The sequence below is a fragment of the Rathayibacter sp. VKM Ac-2927 genome, assembly GCF_022815525.1.
GTDB lineage: Bacteria > Actinomycetota > Actinomycetes > Actinomycetales > Microbacteriaceae > Rathayibacter > Rathayibacter festucae.
Map to the genome: position 1 here is coordinate 199,778 of NZ_JALGRT010000004.1, position 15,372 is coordinate 215,149.

A 15,372-nucleotide genomic window follows, 5' to 3' on the forward strand; every position below is an offset into this window, starting at 1 on the left:
GTCAGCTCCGGGCGTCGGCCGCGACGACCGCCTCGGTCAGCGACGGGACGATCGAGACCTTGACCGAGCCGCCCTGGCTGTCGGCGACGAGGTCGAGCGCCTCCTGGAACTGCTCGAGCGGGAACTGGTGCGTGCAGATCTCGTCCATCGGCAGGACGCCGCTCTCGAGCAGCTTGATCGCGGCGGGCCAGCAGTTCGGGCCGAGGTGGGCGCCGAGGACGTTGAGCTCCTTGTCGTCGCTGATGATCGACCAGTCGACCGAGGCGTTCGATCCGAAGACGGAGTACTCGACGTAGGTGCCGAGCTTGCGCAGGATGTTGAGGCCCTGCGAGACCGCGGACGGGTGGCCGGTGGCCTCGATGTAGACGTCGGCACCGTAGCCGCCGGTGAGCTCCTTGACGACGGCGACCGCGTCCTGCTTCGTGATGTTGATGACGAGGTCGGCGCCGGCCTTGGTGGCGAGCGCGAGCTTCTCGTCGCTCATGTCGAGCGCGATGACCATCTTCGGGTTCTTCTGCCGGGTGCCCGCGATCGCGCCGAGGCCGATCGGGCCGGCGCCCGCGATGACCACGACGTCGTCGAACTGGATGCTCCCGCGCTCGACCGCGTGCATGGCGCAGGACAGCGGCTCGCTGAACGCGGCGACCTGCGGGGCCAGGTCGCGGCTGACCGGGTGGGTGAGCGCGCGGGTCGGGACCAGCACGTACTCGGCCATCGCACCGTCGAAGCCCTTGAAGCCGAACATGTCGTGCGGTCCGCACATCCAGTAGGCGCCCATCAGGCAGTAGCGGCACTCCCAGCACGGCACGATCTGCTCGCAGGCGATGCGGTCGCCCAGCGCGACGCCGCGCTTGGCGAGCGCCGCGTCGTCGCCGGCGACGACGGTGCCGACGAACTCGTGGCCCGCGATGCGGTCGCGCTCGGCCCAGGCGGGGCGGTTCTCGTCGCCCCAGAACTTGGCGGCGCCGTGGTAGCACTTCAGGTCGCTCGCGCAGACGCCGACCGCGTCGACGCGCAGCAGCAGCTCGCCGGCGGCGGGGACCGGCACGGGCACGGTCTCGAGGCGGTAGTCCTCCGGGCCGTGCACGACGACGGCGCGCATGGACTCGGGCACGTCGGAGCCGTCGAAGTGCCGCGTCTGCGGGGAAGGAGTGGTGATGGTCATGGGAAGCCTCCGAGGGGTTCGCGGGGCCGCTTCGTCGCGGCCTTCCCGAACCTACCCCGTCCAGAACACTTGTCAAGAACAGAATTTCTATTCTCCGCGGGACGTGGCCGATCTGCCGCCAATTCCGTCGCGGCCCTTGCGGAAATTCTGTGTTGAACATAATTTCTTCTCCGGAGGCGGGTTCGCCCATCTCCCGCAGCGACGGAGCCGCCCCCGGGGGACGCCGTCACGAGCACCACCACGACCAGCACTCCCGACCAGCGAACGGACACCGCGATGACGCGTGCACTCCCTCCCACCACGAGCAGGCCCCCGATCGGCGCCTCCCGGAAGCGCCTGATCCTCGCCGCGGTCGTCGTGGTCGTCCTCGCCGCGATGGCGTTCAGCACCAAGGTCGTGGGCGCCGACTCCGACCTGGGCGCCGGCCCCGCCGAGTTCTCGGCCGAATCCTGGGCCGCCGAGAACTTCCCCGTCATCCAGGAGGGCATCGCCGACCGCGCGGTCGACGCCGCCACCCTCGCCACCGCGATCGCCGCCGACAGCGCGGGCGCCGCGACCGAGTACGGCGTCCCCGGCGGCACCGGCCCCGAGTTCGCCACCACCTTCACCGGCACCGTCGGCGCCGGCCAGAACGGCATCTACCCCGTGACCGTCGAGGGCGTCCCCGGCGACGTCCTGATCCGCGTGCAGACCGGCCCCGCGATCAACGGCACCGACCTCCGCGACGCCACCGGCACCGTCGAGTTCGGCCAGTTCACCAACCAGATCGACTACCAGGACGCGGCGAGCGCCCTCAACGAGCAGCTGAAGACCACCGTGCTCGGCGCGGTCGACACCACCGCGCTCGAGGGGAAGACGATCCAGGTCACCGGCGCGTTCCAGCTGATCAACCCGGCCGGCTGGCTCGTCACGCCGTCCGAGCTGGTGGTCCAGTGAGCACCGCCGCGGCCCCGGTCGCCGGCATCGGCGAGGTCGTCCTCGAGGCCGTCGACGTGGTCAAGACCTACGGCGCCACCCGCGCGCTCAAGGGCGTCGGCTTCTCGGTGCACCGCGGCCAGGTCACCACCCTCTTCGGCGAGAACGGCGCCGGCAAGTCGACGCTGATGAAGATCCTGTCCGGGGTCGAGCAGCCCACCTCGGGCGAGATCGTGCTGAACGGCACCGCGGTCGCCTTCGAGGACACCGTCGACGCCCGCGAGCACGGCGTCTCGATCATCCACCAGGAGCTGAGCCTCGCCCCGAACCTCTCGGTGCGCGACAACATCTTCCTCGGCCGCGAGATCACCGGCCCGTCCGGCGTCGACTACGCCGAGGAGGCGCGCCAGGCCCGCGCGGTGCTCGAGGAGCTCGGCGAGGACATCGACCCGCTGACCCTCGTCGCCGACCTGCGGCTCGGCCAGCAGCAGCTGATCGAGATCGCCCGCGCCCTCTCCGTCGACGCGCGGATCCTGATCATGGACGAGCCGACCAGCGCGCTCAGCGCCGCCGAGGTCGAGGTGCTCTTCACCGTCATCCACGACCTCACCGCCCGCGGCGTCTCCATCGTCTACATCTCGCACCACCTGGAGGAGGCGCTGGAGATCACCGATCACGCCGTCGTCCTCCGCGACGGCTCGGTCACCGCGACCGCCGTCGCCGCCGACATCGACCTCGCCTGGGTCGTCCGCGCGATGGTCGGCGAGGGCTTCGACCTCGGCTCGCCGCCCACCGGCTACCCGTTCGGCGACGTCGCCCTCTCGGTGCGCGGCGTCAGCGTCGCGGACCCGTCGATCCCCGGCCGCGACGTGGTCGACCGCATCGACCTCGACGTCCGCGAGGGCGAGATCGTCTGCCTCTACGGGCTGATGGGCGCCGGCCGCACCGAGCTGCTCGAGGCGATCGCCGGCCGCACCGCCGTCACCGCCGGCACGATCTCGAAGAACGGCCGCGACCTGGCCGGGATGTCGATCGCCGAGCGGATCGGCGCGGGCCTCGGCCTCGTCCCCGAGGACCGCCAGCGCGACGGCCTGGTGCAGACCATGACCGTCGGCCGGAACCTCTCGCTCGCGAGCATCGGCTCCTTCGTGAAGGGGCTGTTCCTCTCCCCCCGCCGCGAGGTCGACCTCGTCACCGACTCGATCCGCACCGTGCACGTGAAGACCGCGGGCGGCGAGGCGATGATCGGCTCGCTCTCCGGCGGCAACCAGCAGAAGGTCGTCATCGGCAAGATGCTGGCCACGCAGCCCGACGTGATCCTGCTCGACGAGCCGAGCCGCGGCATCGACATCGGCGCCAAGGCCGAGGTCTTCCGGCTGCTCTCCGAGCGCGCCCGCGACGGCCTGGCCGTCGTCTACACGACCTCCGAGGTCGGCGAGTGCCTCAGCATCGCCCACCGCATCATCGTGCTGAGCCGAGGCCGGATCGCGGCCGAGTTCGGCTCGGACGTCTCCAAAGAAGACATCATGGCCGCCTCCGGTGAGGCCGTGATCTCGTGACCACTACGGAACGGAAGCCCTCAATGACCTCCACCGCGACCGGGCAGCGACGCCCCGCGCTCTTCAAGGACGGTTTCGACCTCGGCCGCCTGCTGCTGCAGGGGCGCGCGTTCTTCGCGCTGATCGCGATCATCGTCGTGTTCTCGATCCTCTCGCCCAACTACTTCACCGTCGGCAACATCCTCACGATGTCCTCGCACGTGGCGGTCTACGCGATCCTCGCGATCGGCATGCTGCTGGTGATCCTCAACGGCGGCATCGACCTCTCGGTCGGCTCGACGCTGGGCTTCTCGGGAGTGATCGCCGGCTTCCTGATGCAGGGCGTGCAGATCGGCGGGAGCACCCTCTACCCCGCGCTCTGGGTCGTGGTCGTGCTCTCCTGCGCGGCCGGCGCGCTGATCGGCCTGATCAACGGGATCCTGGTCGCGCGGTTCAAGGTCGCCCCGTTCGTCGCGACCCTCGGCATGCTCTACGTCGTCCGCGGCGTCGGACTGCTGATGACGAACGGCCTCACCTACAACGACCTCGCGGGGCAGCCCGAGCTCGGCAACACCGGCTTCGACTGGCTCGGGTTCAACCGCCTGCTCGGCCTGCCGATCGGCGTCGTGATCATGATCGTCGTCGCGATCGTGGTCAGCCTCCTGCTCAACCGCACGGTCTTCGGCCGCTGGCTGTACGCCTCGGGCGGCAACGAGCGCGCCTCGGAGCTCTCCGGCGTGCCGGTGAAGCGGGTCAAGGTCCGCGTCTACGTGCTCTCGGGCCTGTTCGCCTCGATCGCCGGCCTCATCCTCTCCTCCGAGCTCACCAGCGCCAGCCCCACCGCCGGCAGCTCCTACGAGCTCACCGCCATCGCCGCCGTCGTCATCGGCGGCGCGGCCCTCACCGGCGGAGTCGGCACCGTCCGCGGCACGCTGCTCGGCGCGTTCGTCATCGGCTTCCTCTCCGACGGCCTCGTCATCATCGGCGTCTCGTCGTACTGGCAGACCGTCTTCACCGGCGCGGTGATCGTCTTCGCGGTCCTGCTGAACGCGGTGCAGTACCGCGGGAAGCCGCGCAAGGGCGGCGGCTCCGGCCCGCGGCCCGCCTCCGACGCGGGCGCTCCGGCGCCCGTCCCCCAGACATCGGGCGCCCCGGCCGCCTAGGCCGGCCTCCCGAGAGAAGACCTCGGTCGGCCACCGCCGATCGGACCACAGTGAAAGGAACAGACCAATGAACCGCAAGCTGGCAACGGTGCTCGCCGCGGGCGCGGGGCTCACCCTCGTCCTGTCCGGATGCTCCTCCGACGCGGGGACCGCGGGAGAGGCCGCCGGCACCCCCGGCGCCTCCGAGGGCGGCCTCATCTCGATCATCGTCAACGACCCGGCCAACCCCTACTGGCAGACCGAGGGCGACGTCGCGTCGGCCGAGGCCGAGGCGCTCGGCTACACCGCCAACGTGGGCGCCTCGAAGGGCGACACCAACACCGAGAGCACCCTGATCGACACCGCGATCACCAACAAGTCGGTCGCGATCATCCTCGACCCGGCCAACGCCTCCGGCTCGGTCGGCGCGGTGAAGAAGGCCGACGCGGCGGGCATCCCCGTGATCCTGGTGAACGCCGAGATCAACGAGACCGGCCTCGCGAAGGCGCAGCTCGTCTCCAACAACGCCCAGGGCGCGGCCCTCGGCGCGCAGCAGTGGGTCGCGGACGTCGGCGACACCGCGAACTACGCGGAGCTGTTCGGATCCCCCTCCGACAACAACGCGCAGACCCGCTCGAACGGCTACGCGACCGTGATCTCGCAGTACCCCGGCCTCGTCGAGGTCGCGAACCAGGTCGGCAACTGGGACCGCACGCAGGGCCACGACAAGATGCAGTCGATCCTGCAGGCCAACCCGGACGTCACCGGCGTCATCTCCGGCAACGACGAGATGGCGCTCGGCGCGATCGCGGCGCTGAAGGAGGTCGGCAAGCTCGACCAGGTCAAGGTCGGCGGCTTCGACGGCTCGCCCGACGCGGTCGACGCCATCAAGGCCGGCGAGCTGCAGTACACCGTGCTCCAGCCCGTCGCGACCTTCGCCAAGGAGGCCGTCCAGCAGGCCGACTCCTTCCTCCGCACCGGCGAGACCGGCGCCTCGGAGGAGAAGCAGGCGTTCGACTGCATCCTCATCACGAAGGAGAACGTCGACAAGATGACGGCCCCCTTCACCCTCTCCGAGTAACCCACCCGTCCCTCCTCCCTCCGCGAGATGCCACTTATGAGCGCCTTTCACGGCGTGTCGCGCTCACAAGTGGCATCTCGCGGAGGGGGAGGGGACCTGCACGACGCCGAGGAAGAGGGCACAATGACGCACGTGACTCCGCCGCCCAGCGCCCCCCGGCGCTCCGACACCGTCAGGTTCCCCCTCGACGTCGTCTATCAGGCGGCGCGGATGTACTACCTCGAGGACGCGACCCAGGTCGAGATCGCCGCGCGGCTCGACGTCTCGCGGCCGACCGTCAGCCGCCTCATCGCCGAGGCCCGGCGCCTGGGCCTCGTCCGGATCAGCGTGATCGACCCCTTCGTCGACGAGAACACCGGCCTCGCCGACGCCCTCCGCGAGGCGCTCGGCCTGAACGCCGTGCACCTCGCCCCCGTGACGCACGCCGCCACCCTCGGCCGCGACCTCGCCGTCCCGGTCGCCGCCGCCCTCGCCGACATGCAGCTCGGCGTCGGCGACGCCCTGCTGATGTCGCTCGGCCGCACCGTGCACGACCTGGCCAGCTCGGGGATGCTGCCGCCGCTGCCCGGAGTGACGATCGTCCCCGCCGTCGGCGGCCAGGCCGAGCCGCAGTCCTGGTTCCAGACCAACGAGATCACCCGGATGGCCGCCGCCGCGACCGGCGCCCGCTCCAGCTTCCTCTTCGCGCAGGCCCTGCCCAGCCCGGCGATGCGCTCCGGCCTCGAGGCCGACCCCGCGTTCCTCCAGGTGATGGACCTCTGGAGCAGCGCCAAGGGCGCCCTGCTCGGCATCGGCGCCCCGACCGCCACCCGCCACGAGCTCTCCTCCGGCCTCCCCAGCGACCGGCACCTCTTCGACGAGGCCGCCGGCGACGTCTGCCTCAACTTCTTCCGCGCCGACGGCTCGGCCGTCGAGTTCCCCGGCAGCGAGCGGATGGTCCGCGTCTCCCGTGCCGACCTCGCCGCCCTCCCCCACGCGGTCGGCGTCGCCGTCGGCGTCGACAAGGCCCCGAGCATCCTCGGCGCGGTGCGCGGCTCCCTGATCAACGCGCTGGTCACCGACGCGGTGACGGCCCGCGCGGTCCTCGCGGCGGTGTGACGCCGGCCGCGGGCGGCGCTCAGGCCAGCGTCGTGGGCTGCGGCGTCACGGGGTAGGACAGCGGCGGGAGGTCGACCGCGGTCGGGCAGAAGGACGTCGAGCCGAGATCGACCTGCGTGGTTCCCGGAGCGCCGGGGACCGCGAGCACCATGACGGTCGCGGCCGTCGGCGCGCACGAGCCGGTGGTGTCGGTGAGGAACGTGAGGTAGGCGTGCCCGCCCGGCTCGACCGTGACCGGCTCCCCCGAGAACTGCTCGCCGGAACCCGCCTGGACCACGGTGTCCACCGGGGCGCCGGCGTCGTCGAGGAAGGTCACCTCCGGAGTGCCCTGCAGCACGCAGGCGCCGGTGCCCGCGTCAGTCAGCTCCACGATCACCGTCACCGTGTCCTGCACCTCGAAGGTGGACGTGCCGGCGAGCGCGCACGCCTCGGCGACCGCCGAGGGCGTGGTCGTCGCGCTCGCGGTGCCGCTCGGAACGGGGCCGGCGGACGCGGTGCCGCCGGCAGCGGTGCCGTCCGGACTCGGCGCCGTGCAGCCCGCGATCCCGACGGCGAGGAGGACGGCCACCCCGCCGAGAGCGCACGCACGACCGGGCTTCATCGCGGACCTCGCACGATCATCGGACGCTCCTTCGCAGCACGACCCCGCCGGAGGCCGCTTCACCGTGCCGGCGCTCCGCGAGCCTCCTCCCAGTGTGCGCGCACGAAGGGAGGAGCGGTAGTGGCCCGCTGACGCAAAACGACAGATGGCGAATAGCGCTCCGGAAACCTACTGTGGAGGGGCGGTCGAGGAGTGGGGGCTCCGGTGACGCCGCGGGCGGACCGACGCGGACGTCGGTGCCGAGGTGCTCTCGGCCGCATCGGGGGACTGCGGCCGGGAGCACCGGCCCGGGCGGGACGGCTCGGCCGGGCCGGAGCCCGTCACGTCCACGCGCACGGGCCTGCGCCCGCGAGTGGACGCGGGCGGGGGCCCGCTTCCGACTCGGGCCCCATCGGGCGTCCTCTCGGAGGATCATGCTGATCGAGTAGCCCGCGGAGCGGGCGTATCGAGATCCACCAGCGCCGGTCCTGGAGTTTGCAGACCCGCCCTGCTGATCACGGCGGGTCTCGATACGCCCCTGCAGGGCTACTCGACCAGCATGTCTGCGGGCGTCTCTTCCAAGGAGATCCACCCGCACGCTGCGTGGCGACCGCACTCGCCCCGGGGATCGACCCGCGGGCCCGCTCCGCCCTACGCTTCGACGATGACACGCACTGACGCGCCGGGTCGTCCTCGCAACACGGTCGGGCTGATCGGCTTCCTGCTCGCGGTCCTCCAGACGCTGACGCAGATCATGCTCGCCGGCGTCACCACCGCGATACCGGTGCTCGCCTACGGCAACGGCATCGACGCGACGAGCATCGGCGCGCTGTTCGCGGGCATCGCCCTCGTTCAGCTGCTGCTCGCCGCCGCCACCACCGGGCTCGGCGTCGCCGGCGTGGTCCGCCCGGGACGCCCGCGGATCCTCGCCGCGATCGCGCTGGGCGTCGGGGCGCACGGCGTCCTCGTGGGCCTGGCGACGCTGGTCCTGCCCCCGCTGGTCGGACTCGTCCTGCAGTGATCGCGCCGCGGTCTGCGACGGCCGCGGCGTCACCGGCCCGCCGGATCACGACCGCCCCGCGTCGCCCCCGGTCGTCCGATTCCGGACATGACCGCTAGAGGACGTTGCCTCCGCGACCCGGGGCCTGCCACTGTCGCAGAGCGACCGACGACGGTCCACGACTCGAAGGACCGGAGTTCACCGATGAGCGATTCCCTGTCGACCGATCACCCCACGAGCGAGATGACGCCCGAGGTGCTGGCGGCGTTCAGCGACGCCTGGTCCCGCCACGACCTCGAGGAGCTGATGAGCCACGTCACCGACGACTGCGTCTACGGCGCGTCCGTCGGTCCCGAGCCCGGCCGGACCTGGTCCGGGAAGGAGCAGGTCCGCGAGGGCTTCGCGCTGATGCTCGCCTTCGACACCGGCCAGGAGCGGCACGAGGAGGGGGAGCCCCTCATCGCCGGCTCGCGCGGCGCGGCCACCTGGTCCTTCACCGGGACCGGCCCCGACGGCGAGCCCCAGGTCACCCGCGGCTGCGACATCTACGAGTTCCGCGGCGGCAAGATCGCCCGCAAGGACGCCTTCCGAAAGGTGTACAAGGCCGACGCGCCGTCCGACTGACGATCGGAGCCCGCACGCGGCCTCACGTTGGTCGAGTAGCCCCGCAGGGGCGTATCGAGACCCCGGTGATCAGCAGGGCGGTCTGCAGACTCCTCTTCCGACGCTGGTGGATCTCGATACGCCCGCTCCGCGGGCTACTCGATCAGCATGCCTTCGCCCGCACGAACAAGGCGATCGACGTGCAAGAGACGCTCACAGACATGCTGGTCGAGTAGCCCCGCAGGGGCGTATCGAGACCCGCCGCGATCAGCAGGGCGGGCCTGCAGACTCCTCTTCCGACGCTGGTGGATCTCGATACGCCCGCTCCGCGGGCTACTCGATCAGCATGCCTTAACCCGCACGAACAAGGCGATCGACGTGCAAGAGACGCTCACAGACATGCTGGTCGAGTAGCCCCGCAGGGGCGTATCGAGACCCGCATGCCTTCACCCGGGCGATACCAGCGACTCCAGGCCTTTTCCGCGAGCCTGAGCGCGCCCGCCACCACCTCCGGCACGCGAAACGACCTCCGGCACGCCGTTCCGCGCGGATCCAGCGCGCCCGAGCCGATTCCACGAGCCCGAGCTCACCCTCCGGGACGCGAACCGGCCTCCGACTCGACGATCAGCGATGAATCTTGCGGCGCGGATGAACGCTCGCGGGGGCCGGGCAGTACCCCTCTTCGAGTCGCCGATCTGCGGCGACCGGAAGTCTCGAGGAGTTCATGATGAGCAGGACCTTGAAAGTCGGCATCACCGCTGTCGCCGTCGCGAGCGTGATGGCCGTCGCCCCCGTGCTGGCCGGCGCGAGCACTGTCGCTCCCGCCGCCGCGACCAGCGACGCCAGCAGCGCTCTGGTCAGCGCCGCCCGCTCGGTGGCCGCCAAGCTGCGCGTCGTCGGTCTCGCCGACGAGGGCACGGCGCTCGTGCAGTTCAACCCCCTCAAGCCCGGCACGGTCTCCGGCAGTGTCGCCGTCACCGGTCTGACCGGCGGCGACACCGCGCTCGTCGGCATCGACTACCGCGTCCAGGACGGCGAGCTCTACGGCGTCGGGAACACCGCGGCGAGCGCCGGCGTCTACTCCATCGACGCGACCACCGGCGTGGCCGCTCCGGTCACCCGGCTCACCGTGGCGCTCAGCGGCACCACCTTCGGCGTCGACTTCAACCCGGCCGCGAACGCCCTCCGCGTGATCAGCGACACCGGCCAGAACCTCCGCCAGCCGTTCGCGACTCCGGGTGCCGCGACCGTGGCCGACGGCGCGCTCAGCTACGCCGCGCCCGCCGTCGCCACCGGCGTCAACGGAGCCGCGTACACGAACAACGATCTCGACCCGAACACGGCGACGACCCTCTTCGTCCTCGACACGGCGCTCGACCAGATCGCGATCCAGTCCCCCGCCAACGCCGGCACGCTGGCGCCGACCGGGAAGCTCGGCGTCGACGCCGCGGGTGTCACCGGCTTCGACATCTACTCCGTCCTGCGCAACGGCGGCTCGATCGGCTCGATCGGCCTGGCCGCGGTGAATGGCTCGCTCTACGAGGTGGGCGTGCTCAACGGCACGGCCACCCGCCTCGGCACGATCGGCGCGGACGTCACCGACATCGCGATCCCGCTCGTCCAGCGCTGACCCGACCGGTCAGGCACGGCACCGACGCCGGCCGGCGCTCCGCGGGGAGTGCCGGCCGGCGTCGTGCTCGGCATCGACGTCACTGCTCCGAGGGGGCGGTGCGCGCCCGGAGGACGCCGAGGGCGACGAGCCCGGCGGCGAGGCCGGCCAGGACGAGCCCGGCGACGCCGACCGCGCCGGAGAGCTGCTCGGCCCCGGTCGCGGTCGCGCGGACGCTCGTGATGCTGCCGGCGACGAGGGCGCTGAGGATCGTGCCGCCGGCGGCGATGCCGACGGCGGTCGCGAGCTCGCTCGCCGTGTCCACGAGGGCCGCGCCGACGGAGGTGCGCTCGGCCGGGAGCCCGCGGAGCACGTTCGTCCCGGCGACGACGCCGACCACGCGCATCCCCGCCGCGACGAGCACGAGGGCGATCAGCACCCCGCCGTAGCCGAAGCGGCCGAGCAGCCCGAAGACGGCGAGCCCGGCGACCACGGCGCCCGCGCTCACCGCGGCGGCGCGCTCGAGGCCGACGCGCGCGACGAAGGGGCCGACGAAGCGACCGCCGGCGAGGAGGACGACGACCTGCGGGAGCAGGCCGAGCGCCGCGGCGGCCGGGCTCCAGCCCCAGGCGAGCTGCAGCTGGAGCGTGACCAGGTAGGAGAGCCCGCCGACGGCGAGACCGGTCGCGGCCTTGAACGCCAGTCCGCTGGAGACGAGCGGCAGGGCCACGAGGCGCAGGTCCAGCAGCGGATGCCGGGCGCTGCGCTGGCGGAGCACGAAGCCGGTCCCCGCGAGGACCGCCGTCGCCACGGCCGCCCACGGCGCCCACGGTCCGATCCCGGTACCGGTGCCGGCGCCGTCGCCCGTGGATCCGGTGCCGACGAACAGCGTCGGCGCGACGAGGGCGGCCGCGATCGTCACCGTGCCGAGCAGCGCGCCGACGACGTCGATCGGGCCGCGGTGCAGGTCGTCCAGGGCATCGGCCGGCACGCCCAGGCGGATGCCGATCAGCGCGAGCACCGCGATCGGCACGTTCACGAGCAGGAGCACCTGCCACGGCGCGACCGCCAGCACGAGACCACCGGCGGTGGGGCCGACCGCGAGTCCGACGAGCCCGGCGGTCGAGACGACGGTCAGCGCCCGGACCCGGAGGTCGTCGGTCCCGAACAGGCGGAAGGCGAGGGCCATCGACCCGGGCGTGGTCATCGCCGCCGCGATCCCCATCACGGCCCGGACGGCGATGAGCTGCTCCGTCGTCGTCACGGCCGCGGTCGCCAGGCTCGCGACGGCGAGCAGCACCAGGCCGGCGAGCATCACCCTGCGGCGTCCGAAGCGGTCGGCGATCACGCCGAAGAGGAGCATGAGGCCGCCGAACGCGACCGAGTAGGCACCCGTCACCCACTGCAGGCCCGCGGTCGACGCGTGCAGCTCGCGACCGAGCGTCGGCAGGGCGACGTTCAGGACCGAGTTGTCGAGCATCTCGAACAGGAAGACGGCCGAGAGTCCGGCGAGGGCGATCCAGGCGTCGCGCAGGCGGCGGGGAGCTGCGTCTCGCGGGGCGGATCGGGGGGTGTCGAGCACCATGGGCGCACTCCTTCACAGGGAAGAAGTGGCGGATCTCTCGATGCCGCGTGCGCGTGCAGACCGGCGCGGCCTGCGTTTTACCTCAGATGCGACGACCGTACACCCGGGGCGGGTCGACGGGCGACCACCGCCGCCGAGGTGGCCGGCTCAGCGGAAGGGCAGCGCCTGCTCCCGGCTGGTCAGCGTGCCGCTCGCGACCGGGCTCCGGCGCCCGCCCCCATGCTGGTCGAGTAGCCCCGCAGGGGCGTATCGAGACCCACCGTCGCCAGCACGGATGCCGGAAGCGGCTCAGCGCTCGGGCAGGCGAGCGGTGGTCCAGGCCAGGGCGTCCGCGACGGCGGCGGAGTCCGGGCCGACGACGGTGCCGTGGTCGAGGCCAGGGTAGGGGCGCGCCTCCAGGGCGGTGCCGTCGGCGGCGGCGGCCCAGCGCTCCAGCGAGGCGGGGGCGACGACGTCGTCGGCCTCGCCCCAGGCGACGAAGGTCGGGGTGCCGGGCGCGGTCGTGGCCGTGTTGCCCGCGAGGCGGCGCCGGAGCAGCGAGGCCGAGTCGCGGACGCCGACCGGGACGGCCCCCGCGGCGACCTGCTCCAGCCCGGCCGTGAGCTCGGCGGTCGGCGGGTCGCCCAGGCAGCCGGCCGCGACGGCCTCGAGGACGGGGGCGAGCGCCGGATCGAAGCCCTTCGTCGCGGAGTCGTCGCCGTACCAGGCGTCGTAGCCCGCGGCGATCCAGCCGCCGAGCAGCGCGGCCGCGACCGGGGGCGCCGTCGGCGCGATCAGCTCGCCGGGATCGACGGCGGGCGCGAAGGCGGCCACCGCTCGCACTGTCAGCTCGGGCGCGTACGACGCGGCGGTGCTCGCCGTCCAGAGCGCCGCGTGCCCGCCCTGCGAGTGGCCCCAGACCGCGAAGCCGGCGTCGAGTGCGCCGCCGGACAGCTCCCGGGTCGCGCGCACGGCGTCGAGCGACGCGCGCGCCTCCCCCTCGCCGACCAGATAGGGCATCGGCCGGTCCGTGCGCGGATCCGCGAGGTCCGGCGCGACGACGGTCCACCCTCCGCGCAGGAGCTCGTCGAGCCCGGGCACGGCCCCGCCGGTGAGCCAGCCGGGGATCGCGCTCGGCGAGCAGGCGGCCTGCGCGCCGGTCGTCCCGTGCTCCCAGACGAGGATCCGCCCCGCGGCGGCGCCGACGGTGGTCGGGCTGATCACCAGCGCGTGCGAGGAGACCGCGCGGTCCTGCACGTCGAGCGTGCGGAAGGTGACGCTCTGCACGACCGAGCCGGCCGGCGCCTCCCCCGCCCACGGCCCGACGTCGAGGACCGCCCCGGGCCGCGACGGATCGGCGGACGACGGCGCGGGCTCCGGCGCCGCCACGCAGCCCGCGCCGCCCAGGAGCACCCCGACGGCGAGCAGCGCGACGCCGAGCCCCCGCGCCCGCCCACCCGCGCGACCCGCCCTCACGCGTCGAGGGACCCCGAGACCAGCCCGGCCTTCCACGAGATCGTGCCGTGCTCGAAGTCCTGCACCGTCGTGCCCGCGGCGTTCACGTACTGGCCCGCCAGCGGGAAGCCGTAGGCCGGCCGCCACGCGGTCAGGATGTCGCCGAGCACGAGCCAGGTCCCCGTCGGCGCGTTCGAGAAGACGCGCACGCCGGTCGGGCCGTTCTGCATCCCGTCGGCGAACGGCCCCGACGGCGGCAGCGCGACCTGCCGCCAGAGCACGCCGGCGGCGACCGGTGAGCTCCACCAGCCGGTCGGCGTCTCGAAGCGGGTGCCGGACACGTGGTCGCGCCCGAGAGCGGTCGGCCCCACGGTGAAGACGGGGCTCACCGCCGCGCCGAGGGCGGAGTCGGCGTGCGCGTCGAAGCGGACGACCTCGTCGCGCGCGGGGACGCCGTTCTGGAGCATCCACTGCACCGCGAAGGCCGCCTGCTTCGGCGCGTTCGCCGTGTCGAAGACGCCGAAGGTGTCGGAGGCCCCCTGGTCCTTCAGCTCGTGGAGGTACATCGGCCCGGCGAAGGACATCTCGGCCCACTGCGTCACGCCCGACGAGAGGAACCGCGCCTGCGGATCCGTGCCCAGGACGCTCGGGTAGCCGTACTCCGTCGCCCAGATCTGCGACGACCCCGCTCCGGCCGCCCGCAGCGACGCTGCGAAGCCGATCACCTGGCGCACCGGAGTGAGGTCCCAGCGGGCGCTCTCGGCGAGGGTGCCGTCCATGTCGTAGGGGTGGAAGGCGTAGTGGTCCACCTTCGTCGCGACGATGCCCGCGGCGATCATCCGGCGGACGAACTCCGGCGCGAGCATGTCGCCCGCGGCGGTCGATCCCGGCCCGAGACCGCCGCAGACGGTCAGGGTCCCGGGGGCGGCCGCGCGGATCTCCTCGACCGCCGCCTTCACGAGCGAGGTGAAGAACACCGGATCCGGCCCGGGCCAGAAGTACTCCTTGCCGTTGGGCTCGTTCCAGATCTCGTAGGCGAAGATCCGCCCCTTGTAGCGGGTCGCTGCGGCCTTGACGAAGCGGCGCCAGGTGGTGAGCGAGGCGGGCCGGTTGTGCGGCTGCCCCTCCTTCTTCTGCGCCGCGGCCCAGTACGGGGCGCTGCCGAGCACGGCCAGCACCGACAGCCCCCGGGCGCGGGCGCCGTCGACGATCGGATCGAACAGCGACCAGTCGAAGGTGCCGCTCTTCTGCTCGGCGAAGAACCAGGAGAGGTCGAAGCGGAGGGAGTTCGCGCCCACCGCCACCATCCAGTCGAGGCTGCGGGTGCGCGACTCCGCCGTCTCCCAGAGGATCCCGGAGTTGACCGAGAAGCCCGCCCCCGAGCGGGGCGCGATCGCGCGGGGCGCGGCGGCGGCCGCGGCGCTCGGCAGCGCTCCCGCCGAGAGGGCGAGCGTGGACAGCCCCGCGGCGGAGATCAGTCCGCGGCGGGAGAATCGTGGTGCGTCGGACGGTCTGCTCGATGCCATGGCGCTGCTCCTCCACCGGTGCGCCGAGAGCTCTCCCCCGGCCGTGTCCCCCGATCATTCCCGCTCCCCGCGGATCCCGCCCCCGCGCGGATCCGG

At 72.8% G+C, this 15,372-nt stretch carries 13 protein-coding genes; 8 read left to right on the plus strand and 5 right to left on the minus strand.

Going from position 1 to position 15,372, the window contains the following annotated elements:
* Nucleotide 1: 1 nt before the first annotated feature.
* Entirely contained in the window at nt 2-1,165 is a 1,164-nt protein-coding gene (locus tag MT353_RS13670) for a zinc-binding dehydrogenase (RefSeq protein WP_243624827.1), read from the minus strand.
* Nucleotides 1,166-1,441: 276 nt separating this feature from the next.
* Between MT353_RS13670 and MT353_RS13675 the strand changes: the two genes are divergently transcribed.
* From MT353_RS13675 to MT353_RS13695, 5 genes are all read left to right on the plus strand, one after another.
* A complete protein-coding gene (locus tag MT353_RS13675) occupies nt 1,442-2,101 on the plus strand; it encodes a DUF2291 family protein (RefSeq protein ID WP_123705917.1) in 660 nt (219 codons plus the stop codon).
* Nucleotides 2,098-3,639, plus strand: a complete 1,542-nt coding sequence (locus tag MT353_RS13680; RefSeq protein WP_243599548.1) for a sugar ABC transporter ATP-binding protein — start codon at nt 2,098-2,100, stop codon at nt 3,637-3,639. The genes MT353_RS13675 and MT353_RS13680 overlap by 4 nt, the downstream gene beginning before the upstream one ends.
* Before the next feature lie 23 nt (nt 3,640-3,662).
* Complete coding sequence (locus tag MT353_RS13685) at nt 3,663-4,781, plus strand: ABC transporter permease (protein WP_123447405.1); 1,119 nt, start codon at nt 3,663-3,665, stop codon at nt 4,779-4,781.
* Between the two features lie 67 nt (nt 4,782-4,848).
* On the plus strand, nt 4,849-5,841 hold the full coding sequence (locus tag MT353_RS13690; RefSeq protein WP_243624828.1) for a D-ribose ABC transporter substrate-binding protein: 993 nt from the start codon (nt 4,849-4,851) through the stop codon (nt 5,839-5,841).
* A gap of 132 nt (nt 5,842-5,973) precedes the next feature.
* Entirely contained in the window at nt 5,974-6,939 is a 966-nt protein-coding gene (locus tag MT353_RS13695) for a sugar-binding transcriptional regulator (RefSeq protein ID WP_243581596.1), read from the plus strand.
* 19 nt (nt 6,940-6,958) lie between these two features.
* Here MT353_RS13695 and MT353_RS13700 read toward each other — a convergent pair whose 3' ends face one another.
* Complete coding sequence (locus MT353_RS13700) at nt 6,959-7,540, minus strand: DUF4232 domain-containing protein (RefSeq protein WP_243624829.1); 582 nt, start codon at nt 7,538-7,540, stop codon at nt 6,959-6,961.
* A gap of 643 nt (nt 7,541-8,183) precedes the next feature.
* Here MT353_RS13700 and MT353_RS13705 point away from each other — a divergent pair.
* The 3 genes from MT353_RS13705 (at nt 8,184) to MT353_RS13715 (ending at nt 10,752) form a co-directional block, all read left to right on the plus strand.
* A complete protein-coding gene (locus tag MT353_RS13705; RefSeq protein ID WP_243624830.1) occupies nt 8,184-8,540 on the plus strand; it encodes a hypothetical protein in 357 nt (118 codons plus the stop codon).
* Between the two features lie 183 nt (nt 8,541-8,723).
* Nucleotides 8,724-9,143: a nuclear transport factor 2 family protein gene (locus tag MT353_RS13710; RefSeq protein ID WP_243624831.1), complete on the plus strand. Its 420-nt coding sequence runs from the start codon at nt 8,724-8,726 to the stop codon at nt 9,141-9,143.
* 706 nt (nt 9,144-9,849) lie between these two features.
* Nucleotides 9,850-10,752, plus strand: coding sequence for a DUF4394 domain-containing protein (locus MT353_RS13715; protein WP_243624832.1), 903 nt, complete (start codon nt 9,850-9,852; stop codon nt 10,750-10,752).
* A 79-nt stretch (nt 10,753-10,831) separates the two neighbouring features.
* Here the strand turns inward: MT353_RS13715 and MT353_RS13720 are convergent, their stop codons facing one another.
* The 3 genes from MT353_RS13720 to MT353_RS13730 form a co-directional block, all read right to left on the minus strand.
* Nucleotides 10,832-12,316 (minus strand): MFS transporter, encoded by a 1,485-nt coding sequence (locus tag MT353_RS13720; protein ID WP_243624833.1) that lies wholly within the window; start codon nt 12,314-12,316, stop codon nt 10,832-10,834.
* 288 nt (nt 12,317-12,604) lie between these two features.
* The gene (locus MT353_RS13725; RefSeq protein WP_243624834.1) at nt 12,605-13,771 is read right to left on the minus strand and encodes a lipase family protein; all 1,167 of its coding nucleotides are present in this window, start codon (nt 13,769-13,771) and stop codon (nt 12,605-12,607) included.
* Entirely contained in the window at nt 13,768-15,276 is a 1,509-nt protein-coding gene (locus MT353_RS13730) for a cellulase family glycosylhydrolase (RefSeq protein ID WP_243624835.1), read from the minus strand. Before MT353_RS13730 ends, MT353_RS13725 begins: the two co-directional genes overlap by 4 nt.
* Nucleotides 15,277-15,372: the final 96 nt, after the last annotated feature.

What these genes read in the sequence shown, in the direction of transcription:
- MT353_RS13670 (WP_243624827.1), bottom strand. Translation starts at nt 1,165, where the DNA reads ATGACCATCACCACTCCTTCCCCGCAGACGCGGCACTTCGACGGCTCC.
- MT353_RS13675 (WP_123705917.1), top strand. Translation starts at nt 1,442, where the DNA reads ATGACGCGTGCACTCCCTCCCACCACGAGCAGGCCCCCGATCGGCGCC.
- MT353_RS13685 (WP_123447405.1), top strand. Translation starts at nt 3,663, where the DNA reads ATGACCTCCACCGCGACCGGGCAGCGACGCCCCGCGCTCTTCAAGGAC.
- MT353_RS13690 (WP_243624828.1), top strand. Translation starts at nt 4,849, where the DNA reads ATGAACCGCAAGCTGGCAACGGTGCTCGCCGCGGGCGCGGGGCTCACC.
- MT353_RS13700 (WP_243624829.1), bottom strand. Translation starts at nt 7,540, where the DNA reads ATGAAGCCCGGTCGTGCGTGCGCTCTCGGCGGGGTGGCCGTCCTCCTC.
- MT353_RS13705 (WP_243624830.1), top strand. Translation starts at nt 8,184, where the DNA reads ATGACACGCACTGACGCGCCGGGTCGTCCTCGCAACACGGTCGGGCTG.
- MT353_RS13710 (WP_243624831.1), top strand. Translation starts at nt 8,724, where the DNA reads ATGAGCGATTCCCTGTCGACCGATCACCCCACGAGCGAGATGACGCCC.
- MT353_RS13715 (WP_243624832.1), top strand. Translation starts at nt 9,850, where the DNA reads ATGAGCAGGACCTTGAAAGTCGGCATCACCGCTGTCGCCGTCGCGAGC.
- MT353_RS13720 (WP_243624833.1), bottom strand. Translation starts at nt 12,316, where the DNA reads ATGGTGCTCGACACCCCCCGATCCGCCCCGCGAGACGCAGCTCCCCGC.
- MT353_RS13730 (WP_243624835.1), bottom strand. Translation starts at nt 15,276, where the DNA reads ATGGCATCGAGCAGACCGTCCGACGCACCACGATTCTCCCGCCGCGGA.